Genomic DNA, 15,400 nt, shown 5'->3' on the forward strand with positions numbered 1-15,400 from the left:
TCATTCGTATCCAGAAGCAGAACGAAGAATCTGGCGTATGGGGTCCCAGATCGCAGGCGCTGATATCAGAATGTCGCGCCCCCAAAGGTCGGCCGGATAACCGTCGGGCACTTCGCTGAAGTGGCCGGCTGTGGCGCCGGCTTCCAGTGCAATCAGGCGTGCGGCGGCGAAATCCCAGGGGCTGACGTTTTCGTAGTAGATATCCAATCGGCCGCAGGCTACCCAGCAGATGTCCAGGGCAGCCGAACCAATGCGGCGCAGGTCGCGGCACTCATGGATCATCGCGTTCAGACGGTTAACCAGAGGAGCCAGGTTGTCTTTGGTGTAAGGAAACCCCGTCGCAAACAGAGAATCCCGTGGAACCGTCGCACCGCTGTGGGAAATCGGGTTACTGTTGAGCGTGGCACCGTCGCCGCGGGTTGCGCGGAAGGTTTCGCCGGGGAAAGGTGCATGTACCACGCCGGCCTGCACGCGGCCGTTTTCTGCGTAGGCAATGGACACAGCAACCTGCGGATGTCCGTAGGCGTAGTTTACGGTGCCATCAATCGGGTCAACAATCCAAAGAGGTGTTTCGAGGTTCTCGGCCTGGCTGAGGTCCGGAGTGTTTTCCTCTGACAGAATTCGATGATCCGGGAAGCGTTTCTGAATGGCGCTGGTGATGAACTCATCGGCCATGATGTCGGCGTGGGTCACTAACTCAGCCTGGTATTTGTATTCAGTACGGAGGGTGTTGTTGTCACGCTCCCGACGAATCAGCTCTCCGGCTTCAATAGCCAGATCTTCTGCGAAATCGGTAATGTCCCGCAGGGAAACAGAATCAGACATGGCGCCCCCTTTAAAACTTCTCTGAAGAGTGAGGGCGCCAGTCTACCACGGCTTGATCAGAGGCTGTTCAGCCAGGCTTCCATCTTGTCCATAGCCTTCACCAGGCGAGGGCAGGCTTTCTCGATGAAGTCATCCCCCAACTCTTGATCGGCCTGATCCTCACCGGCCAACTGCAGGGCGCCAGCACCGTCAAAGTCGACGAACGCCAGGCGCGCGCCCAAGTGATCGGGAGCAAACCCGAAGTCACTGGCTGGCAGAATGGCCACGCCGGTGCTCTCCAGCAAAGACTGGCAAAACGCCTGGCTGGTTTTGATGTCTTTTCTTGCAAGCTCGTCCCGGAAGTTGGAGAAATCCGGGAACACATAGAATGCACCTTCGGGCTTTTGCACAACCGCGCCCATGGCGCTCAGACGGGTGTGTATGTACTCACCCACCACTTTCAGCACGCGGCGGGACTGTTTGAGGTATTCCTCAATATCATCGCCACCGTCAAACGCGGTAATCGCAGCATATTGAGTGGGCGCGCTGGTGGACGTGTAGGTTTCGCTGGCGATGATGGCCATGGCGTCCTGCAGGGCGCGCAGCTCCTTCGGGAAGATGAAGGTGCCCAGTCGCCAGCCTCCGGCGCCCGCCCACTTGCTCAGACCAGTGCTGATAATGGTGCCCTCCGGGTAGTAGCGGGCGATGGATTTGTGCTTTCCTTCGAAGTGCACTTCGCCGTAGATCTCGTCGGAGAGGAGGATGAGCCGGTATTTTCTGGCCACATTAGCAATCGCCAGCAGCTGGTCGTCCGTGTAGGTACACCCGGTTGGGTTGGAGGGGTAGTTGAGGATCAGAATACGCGGGCGCGAAGCGTCGTCCCGACAAATGATGTCCAGCTCTTCAGCGGTCAGCTGCCAGTTGTTTTCTGCATGGGTGGGTAGCCAGTGCACGGAGCGGCCGATGATGCGTGCCTGAGGTGCGTAGGAAACCCAGCTTGGGCGTGGAATGAGCAGGTCGCCGTAGTAAGCCAGTTGCAATATGAACAACAGCTCCTTGGAGCCTGGGCCGATCAATACGTCTTCCCAGGTACATCGCATGCGCTCGCTGCGGTTGATATATCCGGCAATGGATTCACGCAGGCTTTTCAAGCCCTTGACCGGCAAATAGTCCTTTTCGTGGGCGTGCTCTTTCAGCGCATCCACTACGCGCTGGGGGACTGGAAAAGGGGATTGCCCGAGCCCGAGCTTGATGATGTCCTTGCCTTCGGATTTGAGCTGGTTGCTTAGCTCGTTGATCCGAAGCGTGGCGGAAGGCTGTATGCCTCGAACGTTCAGGTTAATCGCAAAGCGCTGGTCGTTATGGATGTCCATTGTCTCAGTCTGTTGGTTGGGGGTGGCCCCGACAGTATAGGAAACCCAAACATATCTGTGGGTGCTATAAGGATAGGTGATTGCCGAAGCATAGCGTCACTTAACGGTCGCGAACCCATACCTCTACTCGCCCGTTTCGCAGTTGGCCGCTTTCACCTCCTGAAGTGCCCACCGGCATGTAGTGCCCGTAGCCGGTGTAGCTGACATCAAGAACGTTTAAGTTGTGCAGAGCTTTGCGCACTGAAAGGGCTCGTAATTCCGAGATCATCTGTGCTCTCAGCTCGTTAGTTTGTTGGTCGGCGAAGCCGATCAGCATCAGGTCATCGGGGCTGCGGTTTTCCCTGATCAGGAATTCAGCCACTCGCCTTAAATCTCTTTGCGCCTTATTGTCCAGTTTGGTACGCCCTTCCGAGAACCGGAAATTGACGGTCAGCCGGCTGTAGTCTTGTGTCAGCAACTTGAATGTGGCTGGGGTGCTATTGTCCAAATCGGGTTTGATCGCGAGTGGATTCTGGGAGACAAACCCTGACCTGGAGACGATAGTCTGGCCTTCGGCACTCAATGCGAAATCCACGAAGTCTTTCGCTATGGCGGCTGTGTTATCACCAGATGTGTACATGAACAAACGCCTCGCAAGTGGGTAGTCTTCGCTGGCCACGGTCAGCCTTGAGGGCTTCAAAGCGGGTGCTTCACCCTCTGAGATTGCCAGCAGTTTGCTACTGCGTACCGAAGCCAGCCCGGAGAATCCAATGCCTCCCGGGTCGACACTCACATCGTCAGAAAGCTGGTCGTTCGATTCATAGCGTCTGGCCGATGCGTGGAGCGGGTATCGCTTGCCCAGAACCAGGCTCTTGAAGGTGTCCCAGGTTCCGGAGCGGTCATCCCGTGCGTACAGGCTAATGGGCAGGTCGGCGCCGCCGACCTCGGACCAGTTACTGATTTCACCCGAAAATACCCTGGCCAGAGTGTTGGTATCCAGCTGGTTAATCTGATTTGACGGGTGAACCAGCACCGCGAGGCCATCAATGGCAATTACATGCTCGCTTTCAATGCTCTTCAGGTTAGCGTGCCCCGCCATTTGCTGCACTTCTGCTGGTTTGACTGGGCGTGATGAGGCCCACACATCTGCAGATTGGGTTTGCAGCGCTTTGAATCCCGTACTGGAGCCGTGGGCGGCAACCAGAATTCGAAGTGCGGAGCCATCCTGATTGCCGATCAGAAGTTTCTCGTTATCCGTCCCGTTGCTAAAGGAGCCTACAGGGCCTTGACCACGGCTTTTCAGGAAACCTTCAACAAGCATGGGGGCGAGTTCTGCGCCAATGGTATTGGAGCCATGAATCTCCATATCTTCGGCGTGGCTGGCAGGTGCATTGACAATAGAAAGCAGGTAGAGCACTCCCAGAAGGGTGCGCTGCAGATGGCGTCGGCGGATTTGAATCATCGGAAAGCCTCATAGCAACAGATAGTTAGCGTTGCATGAAGAATGCTACAAAACTATTACAGGAATGTTTCAGTGGGAGTGGGTGATTGTAATAATAGGCGGGCAATTCAGGAGCGTCAGGAAAAGCGGTGAGGGTCCAGTTCCATTTGCAATATGCGCGGGCCAAGCATGATAATCCGTCCGCTATAGCGCTCTTCGCCCGTGGATGTGAAATCGAACATAAAGCGCCGCCAAACGCGGAGCTGGCCTTGGTCATCCCGTTTGAACCAGATGCCGCGCAGATAGATAGCATCGTCAAGCAGCATGACGTCCATGGTTTTGCAGTAGCGGTGAGCGGCTTGGAGCACCGAGTCCTTAATGGCCTTGGCTCGCCACCAGTACCAGATGGCAAAGCCAGCGGTAAAAAGCCAGAACAGTGTTCCTAGAGTCATGATAACAGCACGATAGTGACAGCTTTCCGAATTGTGTAACGGATTAGAGTTTAGCCTATCTTAATTGTGGGGGCATGGGGAATTACTATGGTTTTGATCGAACACGGGCCTGCAGCGGGCGGCGCCCCGCTGTACTGATTGGTGCGCAGATGAGACCATTGTGGACTAGAAGTACCAGGAGCATGTGATTTATGCCGATTGAGCAACCCCACGATTTTGAGGCTTTGGTGGCGCAGTATCCACGCGCAATCATGATTGCCACTAAAGAGCCCAGAATTACCTATGTAAACCACATGTTCCATACTATCACCGGCTATCAGTCTGACGAGGTGGTGGGGAAGACCCCTTCTGTTTTGAGTTCCGGGCTCCATACGCCTGAGTTCTACCGTGAGATGTGGCAGTCTCTGGCCAATGGTGAGCGCTGGGAAGGCTTGATCTGGAACCGGAAGAAAAGCGGTGAAGACTACCCGCAGTGGCTCAGCATTTACGCCATGGAAGACAGAGGCCAGCAGGTTTATGTCGGAATGTTTATGGATATGGGGGAGAGAAGCGGGGCAGATGAGCGCCTGGCGTCACTTGCTTATTATGATCCGCTTACGGAACTGCCCAACCGCTCGTTATTCAAGGAGTTTTTAAACGCTCGCGTCAGCCGGCGCTCGCGTGGTGATACCAGCTTCGCCGTTCTGTTTGTGAATCTGGATTTTTTCAAGATGATCAATAGCCTGCATGGGCATGAGCGTGGCGATGGGGTGTTAAAGCAGGCGGCAAGTTGTATTCAGAGCGTGGTGGGCAAGGATGACATAGTGGCCCGGCTTTCAGGTGACGAATTTGCCGTCATTGTGGAGCTTCAGGAATACGACATGTTGCATGAATTATGCGAGCGCTTGATCCAGGCATTCCGTGCACCTGTGATTGTTGGCGACCGCGAATGCTTCATTTCAGCATCTGCAGGGGCAGCGGTATATCCGGTACACGGGGAAATTGGTACAGAACTTTTGCAAAATGCAGATCGTGCCATGCATATGGCCAAGCTGGCAGGGCGTTCTTGTTATCGCATATACAGCGAGGCGGACGATGAGAAGGGCCGCCGTGAGCATGAGCTCTCCGAAGCTCTGACAGTCTCTCTTAAAACCGCATCGGATGAGTTCCATGTTGTGTACCAGCCGCAGTACGACCTCTGCTCAGGTCAGATTGTGGGCGTTGAGGCTTTGTTGCGCTGGCAACACCCTGAATTTGGTGCGGTGTCCCCTGGCGATTTTATTCCTTTGGCAGAACGCCGTGGCCAGATCCATGAGATCACCTATCAGTTGGTGCGAGGGATTATGGCGGATTTGCGCGAGGCACCCCCGCCCTCGCAGGGCCAGTATGGCCTGGCAATCAACATATCTGCCCGCCAGATTACGGATGCACGGCTGGGTGTAGCGATTGGTCCATTGTTTGATCGTATTCGTGAGCTCGGCTGGCGCCCGGAAATAGAGATCACAGAGACCCACGTAATGAACCTCTCTGAACAATGTCTGGAAATACTGAGAGCGTTTCGGGAGCAGGGCGTGGGGATAGCGATTGATGATTTTGGAACCGGTTACTCATCACTGGCTTATCTGCAAAACCTTCCAGTGCAAGTTCTGAAAATTGACCGTCAGTTTATTAGCCGTCTTGGTGGCCAAAGTGGTGGCTCGCAGATTGTAACTGCGATCCTCGGAATAGCCGAAGCCCTGGGTCTTGAGGTTGTCGCAGAAGGCGTCGAAACTCAGGCACAGTATCAGGAGCTATGCGAGTTGCGGTGTCAGCGCGGGCAGGGCTTTTTGATGGCTCGGCCCCAGCGCTGGCAGCAATTACAAGACATGATTTCTGATCCCTATCGTAATAGCACTGCTTGAGTTGTAGCTGCCACCGTCGGCATTGCCGCTTCCTCGTGATCAAATTTTGCTCATAAAAAAACCGGCTCACCATTCAGTGAGCCGGTTTTTTTAACCTTATCCGCTACCCGTTACGAATTCGCGGGTAACGGCTTTGGGCTAACGTCCTGCTCTTCTTTTCCTTCATTGTGATCACGGGCCAGCAAAATGTAGAAGGCTGGCAATACGAAGATCGTGAACAGCGTGCCTATACCAAGGCCAGCGGTGATCGTCAGACCAATAGCAAACCGGCTCTCGGCACCAGGACCCGCTGCAATGAGCAGTGGCACCATGGCAAAGATCAACGCCAATGACGTCATGATGATTGGTCGTAAGCGAATGGCGGCTGCTTCAATAACAGCTTCTACCTTGCTCAAGCCTTTGTCTCTCTGCAACAGGTTGGCAAACTCTACAATCAGTATGCCGTTTTTCGAGACCACCCCGATCAAGGTAATCAAGCCGACCTGCGTGTAGATGTTCATGGTTGCGAAACCAAGCACGATAAACGCCATGGCACCCGCTACGGACATAGGCACAGAGACCAGAATTATGATTGGATCTCTCCAGCTTTCGAACTGCGCGGCAAGGACCAGATAGATAACCAGCAGCGACAGGAAGAAGGTTACAATCAGAGCACTCCCCTGGTTTGCCAGCTGTCGGCTTTGGCCAGTGTAGTCGTAGGTGAAGCCTTGCGGGAATACTTCATCCGCAGTTGCTTCAATATAGTCCATGGCTGCACCCGCAGACACGCCCGGCATGACAACACCTTCCAGTGTCAGGGAATTCTGCTGGTTGAACTGGGTGCGGTCTGAGGGCTCTACACCGTGTTCAAAGCTTACAACGCTGCCCAGCGGCACAAGGTCGCCCTTGCCTGAACGGATGTAGTAATCATTGAGTGCTTGCTCATCCAGCCGGAACTCCTGGTCCACCTGTGGGATAACCTGATAAGACCGGCCTTCCATGCTGAAGCGGTTGATATAGCCACCGCCTAGCATGCTTGAAAGTGATTGCCCTACGTCTTGCATAGAGAGCCCGAGGTCGGCGACTCGATCGCGATCCACTTTGATGCGCGTAACCGGACGATCAAAGTTGATGGATTTTTTCAGGAACATGAAGTTACCGCTACCCATTGCCTTGCCTAGCAGCTCATCGGCCACCTGGTCGAGTTGCTCGTAGCTACTACCGGTAGTGACAACAAACTGGAAGGGCAACCCACCACCCGACCCTGGCAGTGCCGGCATTGCGAATGCCGCAGTTTGCAGGCCAGTTACATGTTTCAGTTCGGCATCCAATTGCGGCTGTACTTCAAACTGGGAGATATCCCGCTTGCTCCAAGGCTCCATTTTGAAACCGCCAAACACTGCGTTGGGGGCGGTGATGCCGATGATCATGAAGTCTTCCTGATAGCCAGGCACCGTCGCAATGCGGTTCTGCACTTCGCTACCGTGCTCTGTCAGATACTTCATGGTCGCCGTTTGGGGAGCTAGGCCCTGATAGAAAAGAATGCCTTGGTCTTCCGTTGGAGCGAGTTCGTTTTGGCTCATCATCACCATGAAGTAAATCGAGCCCAGAACCACCAATGCAAAGAACACGACCACTGATTTGGTTTGCATCAATGAGCCGAGAATGGCTTTGTAGCCGGAGGCAATGCTGTTGAACGTGTTTTCAACCAGAGTTTCAAACTTGCCGGGGCTGCCGTGGGGCTTGAGCACCATACCGGACAGCATGGGTGACAGTGTCAGTGCAATGATGCCCGAAATCACAACCGTGCCTGCCAAGGTGAACGCAAACTCGGTAAAGAGCGAGCCTACAAGACCGCCCATAAAACCGATTGGCGCATACACAGCAACCAGCGTGGTGGTCATGGCAATAATGGGCACCGCCATTTCCCGTGCGCCATGTAGCGCGGCGTCAAATCGTGACTCACCTTCCGCAATGTGCCTGTGGATGTTTTCCACCATGATAATGGCGTCGTCTACCACCAGACCGATGGCGAGAACCATGGACAACAAGGTGAGCAGGTTCAACGAGAACCCGAACATCAACATGATAAACGCACCACCGATCAGCGATAGTGGTACCGCAACCGAGGGCACAATGGATGCCCGAATGGAGCCCAGGCACAAGAATACGACCACGAGCACGATGCCCATGGCTTCAATCAGGGTGCGAATAACTTCGTTGATAGAGTCTTCAATAAAATCAGACGCGTCATATGCGAGCCGAACATTCATACCCGCAGGCAGCTGGCTTTCGATATCTGGCAGATCGTCTTTAACCAGTCCGGCTACCGTCAGAGGGTTTGCACCGGGTGCAAGATCAACTGCTACAAACGTGGCCTGCTTGCCTTTGTACAGTGCCAGCTTGTCGTAGGTTTGCGAGCCCAGCTCTACCCGTGCAATATCCTGAAGGCGAATCTGGGTGCCGCTTTTTTCCTTGACAACCAGATTCCGGAACTCGTTCGGGTCGGACACATCTGTGTCACTGGTCATACTGATTTCGGTATAGGTGCCCTTGGTATTACCGACGGCCGCCTGGTAGTTGTTAGCCCGCAGTTTTGCGACGACTTCCGTAGGCGTCATATCCACGGCGGCCAGGCGCTCTGGATCAAGCCAGATCCGCAGAGCAAAGGGGCTACCCAGTATGTTTGCTTTACCAACGCCGGCTAAAGCCTGGATTCTGGGCTGAACAACCCGTGTCAGGTAATCGGTAATCTGCGGAACATCGAGATCCTCACTGTAGAAGGCGATGTACATCAGTGCCGTTGAGTCACCTGTTGTGGAGGTGATAACCGGATCCTGAGCTTCCGCAGGTAAAACGTTACGCTGACTGGCCACTTTTGCCTGTATTTCTGCCAGTGCGGCGTTAGCGTCGTAGTTCAGGTTCATTTTGGCCTGGATGGTGGAAAGGCCCTGAGAACTGGTAGATGTCAGGTAGTCGATGCCACTGGCTTCAGCAATAGCCTGCTGCAAAGGCGTGGTGATAAAACCTTTGATCAGGTCTGAGCTGGCACCGGGATAGGCCGTCGTTACCGTAACGGTGGTGCTCTCAAGCTCCGGGTACTGCCGGATTTCCATTTCCATGGCTGCCCGAACGCCGAGCAGTAGAATAAGAAGGCTAACCACCGTCGCCAATACGGGACGATGGACGAAAATGTCAGTGAATCGCATTACTCAGATGCCTCCTGCGGCTGCTTCTGTTCGCCATTTCCGTCATCCTGAATGGTGACCCGTTGGCCGGCACGGAGTCTCAGCAATCCTTTGGAAACCACTTGCTCACCGGCTTCAAGGCCGGAAGTAATAGCAACCTGCGTATCCCTGGTTTCGCCGGTTTCGACAGAACGGCGATTAACGATCAAATTACCTTCGTCGTTTTCTTCAATAACAAATACGAAGTCGCCATAGGTGTTATAGGAGATCGCAGTGAGCGGTATGGTAACCACGTCTCTATCGTCTGGCTGAAGGGTTTGAATGGTTGCGAACATACCCGGGCGTAACAGTTTTTGTGGGTTGTCCAGAGTGGCGCGTACGCGCACAGTGCGTGTTTCCGGGTTGACGGACGTGTTGATGGCACTGACTTTGCCCTTGAACTCCTGTTGCGGCACAGCGGCAACCGTCGCGGAAACATCGTAACCCCGGGCAACGCTTTGCAGGTTCTTCTCAGAAAGCGTGAAATCCACGTAGATCGGATCAAGCATGTTGATTTCGACGATGGGCGTGCCCGTGGGAACGTATTGGCCCTGGTCTACCATGCGAATACCCAATGTGCCGTCGAAAGGTGCACGGATGACCTTTTTGCTCAGCTGTGCTTCAGTTTCATTAACGCGGGCCTGGGCCGCGTCAAAGTTTGCCTTGGACTCGTCATACTGGGCCTGGGAAACAGCGCGCTTTGGTAGCAGATCGGAAATGCGCTTGAATTCCTGCTCGGCCAATTGTGCTTCGGCTCGGCGGGTGCGCACGGAAGCTTCTATGATCGAGGCGTTCAGGCGAATAAGAATATCGCCTTGCTTGACAGTGTCGCCGGACTCAAAATTAATCTTCTCGATGACGCCGGGCACCTCGTTTGCCACTTCGATGCCGTTAACAGCCTTGATGCTGCCTACAGCCTTGATAGAGGGTGTCCATTGCTCAGTGCGAGCCTTGGTAGCGGATATCTCCGCGGGTGGTTGAGGCTGGGAGAGCATTTCACCCATTTGGCCAAATTGATAAAACTTGTAGCCGAAGATGCCACCAAGCACCACACCGAGGAAAATAATTGCAATCAGGAAGCGGGAAGCAGTGCGCATAAGTCTGGTCCTGGAAATCTCTGTTTGGATGCGGGAAGGATTGATTCGCGACAAAACATAGCATGCTACAAAATTCAGGGTGCTGTTGTCACCGGTTTGTAGGTACTTTTGGCGAACATTGTCGTTACACTAGGTGCCAGAACTACGTTCTTTCAGCAGTAAGGGATCATTCATGCATTGGATACTGGGAATTGCGCTGGCGGCGGCCGTCTTTGTAATTCTGAAACAGTGGGGCGGATTGTCGGCGGAAAAGAAGAAAGCTGCAACCTGGAAGCTCGTACTTATTGTTGGCGGGGTGTTTCTGCTGGTAATGGTTTTAACCGGCCGAGTGCACGTGCTGACTGCCGCCATTGCGGCGTTAATCCCGCTGTTGCGGAAGTTGCCCGAGCTCGTTCGTTTCTTTCCGGCGCTGAATCGGCTGTTTACCGGAAAAGATAATACTGGCGATGCTGGATCAAATGAAGGGCACGCCGGAGCTGGGCAAGCACCCTTTAATGGAATGACAGAGCGAGAGGCCTGCGAAATCCTCGGCGTTACAGCAGCGTGTTCGAAAGCAGACGTCGTGTTGGCGCACCGCCGCCTGATACAGAAGCTGCACCCGGATCGTGGCGGGAGTGATTATCTGGCCGCAAAAATTAACGAAGCCAAAAGTGTATTGCTGCGCACCAGGGAGTAAATGTTAGTGGATGACATCGACCTTGACCTCAAAACTTCGGTTATCCGACCGGCTGCTATTTACGCTGTAGGCAATGCCTGACTGCTTGCTGGTAGATTCCGTTGACGTGCTACCCAGGGAAATCCACTGTCCAGGTTCTACTCTGCGAATGGTGACAACCGCTTGGGTATCATAACCCTTCAGCTCAGCAGGGTCGGCTTCGAAAGATACGATGTTCAGTTCCACCGAGCGATCTGAAATCACCTGTGGGCTAACCACAAATCCGCTGCGCGTTTCGACTTGGGTCAAGATGGCGGCGGGGTTTCGGCCACCGCGCACTGCGAAGGGCAGAGTGCGTACCTGGCCCGAGCTGATATGAGCAGATTGCCCGTCCATAACTACAAGGCTGCGTTCCCGGGAGCCGCCGGTGCTGGTAACCCTGTGCTCTGCAGTTACGCCAATCTCGTTACGTGTTGAGGTGACACCGGCGCCGGAGCGCTTGCCACCAATATCTTCTGTAGACCGCACTGTGATCCGGAGTTGAGCCGGAGCCACGTCGAGGGTGTTTACCAGGGTAGCTATTTCATCCAGCAGATGTTGCTCGCCGCGAACGACCACTTTTTGCCCTTGGGCGGTAATGGAAACAGGTTCGCCCTGATAAAGCTCTCTGACCTGGTTGGCAACATCTGCTGCGGGCCGGTTGTTGAGCTGATACGCCCGGGATTCAGCGAGTGCCGAGCCTGCGCCCGAAAGAAGTGCCAGCGCAGATATAAAGAGGAACAGCACGCTGAGATTCCGCAAATTCAGTGTCATAGTTGGTTCCCATCTTTCTGATAAATCCGGTTTGTTTGTTAAATAATCCGGTTTACGGGTTGCCAAGTTGAAAACCCGGGGTATATATTGATAAGCATGAAGACGACACAAGCGATCTGTCAATTGAATGTTCTGCAAGCTTTCGGCCAAAAACCGTTGGCGACAGTCGCTGCTGTGTTTTTTTGGTGGTTTGGTTATGGCTATTTTAGCCAGAGCCAGGGCCGCCCATAACATCTTCACCAAACGAACAACGAGGATGGCAGCCCGGCGAAAAACCAGGCTGCCGTCGGAATCAAAAAGCCCCGACTGTAGCCCAGCCGGGGCTTTTTTGATTCTGAAGCAAGGAAACGGGAACACAGACATGAACATGCCTTTAAACACTGCCGGGGAACGCCAGATGGACCAGGCGCAGAGTGCCGCCGCAACACACCGACAGGAAACTGCATTGCCAACGCCGGCTGAGCTGCGCCAGCGCTTACCTGTGGATGAGCGACTTGCACGGCAGGTGGAAAGGCACCGCCAAGCTGTCCGGGACATTCTGCACGGCGTAGATGATCGTACGTTAATTGTGGTGGGGCCTTGCTCGGTTCACGACGAAGTGGCTGCGCTGGAGTATGGCGAAAAGCTTAAAGTTCTCGCTGACGCCGTCAGCGATCGGTTTTTGATTGTTATGCGGGCCTACCTGGAAAAACCAAGAACCACAGTGGGTTGGAAGGGGTTGCTGTACGATCCGGAGCGCACTGGGGCTGGCGACCTTAACGAAGGCTTGCTGCGCTCGCGCCGTCTGCTTCTGAACCTGGCGGAAATGGGATTACCGCTTGCCACTGAGGCTCTGAGCCCTTTCGCCATGGATTACCTGGGCGATCTGGTGAGCTGGACTGCCATCGGAGCCCGTACCACCGAATCCCAGATTCACCGCGAGATGGTTAGTGGTTTGCCCATGCCTGCCGGGTTCAAAAACGGGACCGACGGCGGAATCAATGTTGCGATTAATGCCATGCAGTCTGGGGCACACCCACACCATCATCTGGGAGTGTCCAGCCATGGCGCACCAGTAATGGTCAGCACCCGGGGTAATCCAGACACACACCTGGTGCTGCGTGGCGGCCGGGGTATTACCAATTACGACGAAGTGAGCATTCAACATGCCACGCAAAGCCTGGCTGATGCGGGTGTGTGTGCCGCAATCATGGTGGACTGTAGCCATGATAATGCCTGCAAACAGTCAGAACGACAGATCGACGTAGCCCGTGAAGTGATGCGACAGAAGCATGCTGGCAATACCGGAATTCGTGGGCTGATGCTGGAAAGCTTTCTGGAAGCAGGCCGGCAAAACGATGGCGACGACCTGCGTTACGGCTGTTCTATTACTGACCCATGCCTGAGCTGGGATCAGACGGAGGCTCTGCTCCGCTCACTGTAGAAAGCAAGAGCTGCCCCGCCAGTAGCAACAGAACACCGCCCATGAGCCGGTCGAGCCAATGGCCGAAGCGGTTAAAGTTTTTGCGTACGGCAGGCAGCGTGAAAAACACCGCAACCAGGGTGAACCAAAGTCCTGTTGCCAGTGCCATGTATGCGCCATAGCCGGCCTGGATGGCCACCGGCGTGCCAGGGCTGATGACAACCGAGAACAGCGAAACGAAAAAGAGCGTTGCCTTCGGATTCAGGGCATTGGTCAGAAAACCCAACCGGAGGGCAGCAAACCCTGTCTGTTGGGAGCTGCTTTTGGTGTCCACGTAGATTCCGCCTGCCTTGGCTCTCAGGCATTGTACGGCGATCCAGGTGAGGTAAAGTGCGCCCGCAATTTTGAGAACGGTAAACAGCAAAATCGACTGTTGGATGATCAAGCCAATACCCAACAGTGAATAGCTTACGTGCACCAGAATGCCGACCCCGATACCGGTTGCTGTAAGCAGAGCGTTTTTGCGACTTTGGCACAATGCCTGCCGGAGCATCACAGCAAAATCTGGCCCTGGGCTCGCTACAGCGAGCAGGTGGACGAGCGCCACAGTAAGGAATTCTGGCCAGTAACTGTTCATACGGAAATTTCTCTCTAGGTTGGGTATCTGGGCTAGGCTGTATTAGGCATCAGAGTTTGTCAGAACCTTTACCGGCCTGTCAGCATAAATCCAGTCGTCGGTTTTTTCACGTACCGAATTAAATGATCCCGGCTTCTATACTAGTGGAACTACTATTTAGAAATTCACCCCGGTTCCCGGCTTGCGGGAATTACGTTCTGGAGACTGTTTTATGGAAAAGCGAGAAGTTGACGTTGCCATTATCGGTGCAGGTACGGCGGGAATGGTTGCCTACAGTCGTGTTCGAAAGGTCACTGATAGCGTAGTGCTGATTGAAGGCGACCAATACGGCACTACCTGTGCGAGAGTGGGTTGTATGCCAAGTAAGCTCCTCCTTGCCGCTGCAGACAGCGCGTATCAAATGGCGCAGGCAGGTCAGTTCGGAGTGTCAGCGGGCAAAATTTCGGTGGATGGTAAACAGGTCATGGAGCGGGTGCGTTCAGAGCGCGACCGTTTTGTTGCTTCGGTTATCCGCACAGTGGAGGGGTTTCCCGAGGGACATAAGATTAAGGGTCATGCACGCTTCGCTGGGCCCAACCGCCTCATCGTCGATAACAAAATCGAAATCAGCGCACAGCGCATTATCATCGCAACCGGTTCCCGCCCGAATATCCCAGGTTTTCTGAAGGAAGCGAAAGATCGCCTGGTGGTTAACGATGATATTTTTGATTGGCAGGACTTGCCAGAGTCGGTGGTGGTGTTCGGGCCAGGGGTGATCGGACTTGAGTTGGGTCAGGCACTCAGTCGCCTGGGGGTTCGGGTGCGCATGTTCGGAGTGGGCGGTGCGGTAGGCCCAATCCAGGACGACAGTATTCGAGAGTATGCACTCCAACGCTTCAATGAAGAGTTTCCTCTGGACCCGAATGGAGACGTTAAGCGGGTCGAACGTGTGGATGGTGGAGTGGCTGTCACATATGTTGATGGTGATGCCGGCGAAAAAACTGAAACCTTTGAGTATCTGCTTGCTGCCACGGGCCGTAGACCTAACGTAGATAGCCTCGACATACAGAATGCAGATATAGAGTTGGATGACAAAGGAATGCCTTTTTTCGACGCGCACACGCTGCGCTGTGGCCAGAGTCACATCTTTATTGCCGGCGATGCCAATAACAATCTGCCACTGCTGCACGAAGCCGCCGACGAAGGGCGTATTGCCGGCAACAACGCAGCGTCTTATCCGGAGGTAAGGGCCGGTAAGCGAAGCACACCCCTTGCTGTTGTGTTTACTGACCCTCAGATAGCGAGTGTGGGTTTGACGATCGATGAGGTGGATAAACAGTGCGGTGGCTGCTTCGCCGTAGGTGAAGTGTCTTTCGAAAATCAGGGGCGTAGCCGGGTAATAGGCAAAAACAGCGGCTTACTTCGGGTCTATGCCGAACATGGCAGCGGGCTATTTATGGGGGCCGAGATGTTTGGCCCGGCTGCCGAGCACATAGCGCACCTTTTGGCCTGGTCGGCACAACGGCGGTTGACGGTCAGTGAAATGCTGGAAATGCCGTTTTACCACCCGGTGATTGAAGAGGGTGTGAGGACTGCATTGAGAGACCTCAACCGAAATCTCAATATTGGCCCGGCTCCAGAGGGCGACTGCACCGATTGCGGCCCTGGCGTTTAGGTTGTTG

Annotated in this window: 12 protein-coding genes; 4 read left to right on the forward strand and 8 right to left on the reverse strand. The window is 54.3% G+C overall.

Going from position 1 to position 15,400, the window contains the following annotated elements; translation table 11 throughout:
• The 4 genes from AADB16_RS04440 to AADB16_RS04455 all read right to left on the reverse strand — a co-directional run bounded on the left by AADB16_RS04440 (position 1) and on the right by AADB16_RS04455 (position 4,049).
• Positions 1-825, reverse strand: coding sequence for an inositol monophosphatase family protein (locus tag AADB16_RS04440; RefSeq protein ID WP_410801661.1), 825 nt, complete (start codon positions 823-825; stop codon positions 1-3).
• Between the two features lie 56 nt (positions 826-881).
• Positions 882-2,177, reverse strand: coding sequence for a pyridoxal phosphate-dependent aminotransferase (locus AADB16_RS04445; RefSeq protein WP_309044744.1), 1,296 nt, complete (start codon positions 2,175-2,177; stop codon positions 882-884).
• A gap of 100 nt (positions 2,178-2,277) precedes the next feature.
• Entirely contained in the window at positions 2,278-3,618 is a 1,341-nt protein-coding gene (locus AADB16_RS04450) for a substrate-binding domain-containing protein (RefSeq protein ID WP_410801663.1), read from the reverse strand.
• Positions 3,619-3,734: 116 nt separating this feature from the next.
• Positions 3,735-4,049: a DUF3301 domain-containing protein gene (locus AADB16_RS04455; RefSeq protein WP_298452559.1), complete on the reverse strand. Its 315-nt coding sequence runs from the start codon at positions 4,047-4,049 to the stop codon at positions 3,735-3,737.
• Between the two features lie 191 nt (positions 4,050-4,240).
• On the opposite strand from AADB16_RS04455, the gene AADB16_RS04460 reads away from it, so the two are divergent.
• Positions 4,241-5,929 carry a putative bifunctional diguanylate cyclase/phosphodiesterase gene (locus AADB16_RS04460; protein WP_410801665.1) on the forward strand — a complete coding sequence of 563 codons (1,689 nt, stop codon included), beginning with the start codon at positions 4,241-4,243 and terminating at the stop codon, positions 5,927-5,929.
• Between the two features lie 110 nt (positions 5,930-6,039).
• Here AADB16_RS04460 and AADB16_RS04465 read toward each other — a convergent pair whose 3' ends face one another.
• Positions 6,040-9,117, reverse strand: a complete 3,078-nt coding sequence (locus AADB16_RS04465; protein WP_410801667.1) for an efflux RND transporter permease subunit — start codon at positions 9,115-9,117, stop codon at positions 6,040-6,042.
• Positions 9,117-10,232: an efflux RND transporter periplasmic adaptor subunit gene (locus AADB16_RS04470; RefSeq protein WP_410801669.1), complete on the reverse strand. Its 1,116-nt coding sequence runs from the start codon at positions 10,230-10,232 to the stop codon at positions 9,117-9,119. The genes AADB16_RS04465 and AADB16_RS04470 overlap by 1 nt, the downstream gene beginning before the upstream one ends.
• Positions 10,233-10,404: 172 nt before the next feature.
• Between AADB16_RS04470 and AADB16_RS04475 the strand changes: the two genes are divergently transcribed.
• Positions 10,405-10,908 (forward strand): molecular chaperone DnaJ, encoded by a 504-nt coding sequence (locus tag AADB16_RS04475; protein ID WP_410801670.1) that lies wholly within the window; start codon positions 10,405-10,407, stop codon positions 10,906-10,908.
• A gap of 3 nt (positions 10,909-10,911) precedes the next feature.
• Here AADB16_RS04475 and AADB16_RS04480 read toward each other — a convergent pair whose 3' ends face one another.
• The gene (locus tag AADB16_RS04480) at positions 10,912-11,700 is read right to left on the reverse strand and encodes a secretin N-terminal domain-containing protein (RefSeq protein ID WP_309044750.1); all 789 of its coding nucleotides are present in this window, start codon (positions 11,698-11,700) and stop codon (positions 10,912-10,914) included.
• 361 nt (positions 11,701-12,061) lie between these two features.
• On the opposite strand from AADB16_RS04480, the gene AADB16_RS04485 reads away from it, so the two are divergent.
• Entirely contained in the window at positions 12,062-13,123 is a 1,062-nt protein-coding gene (locus tag AADB16_RS04485) for a 3-deoxy-7-phosphoheptulonate synthase (protein ID WP_309044751.1), read from the forward strand.
• Here the strand turns inward: AADB16_RS04485 and AADB16_RS04490 are convergent.
• A complete protein-coding gene (locus AADB16_RS04490) occupies positions 13,068-13,739 on the reverse strand; it encodes a LysE family transporter (RefSeq protein WP_410801672.1) in 672 nt (223 codons plus the stop codon). The genes AADB16_RS04485 and AADB16_RS04490 overlap by 56 nt on opposite strands.
• Positions 13,740-13,950: 211 nt before the next feature.
• On the opposite strand from AADB16_RS04490, the gene AADB16_RS04495 reads away from it, so the two are divergent.
• Positions 13,951-15,393: a dihydrolipoyl dehydrogenase gene (locus AADB16_RS04495; RefSeq protein ID WP_410801674.1), complete on the forward strand. Its 1,443-nt coding sequence runs from the start codon at positions 13,951-13,953 to the stop codon at positions 15,391-15,393.
• Positions 15,394-15,400: the final 7 nt, after the last annotated feature.

It is taken from the genome of Marinobacter sp. KMM 10035, from assembly GCF_046537445.1.
In the GTDB taxonomy this organism is placed as follows: Bacteria; Pseudomonadota; Gammaproteobacteria; order Pseudomonadales; family Oleiphilaceae; genus Marinobacter; species Marinobacter sediminicola.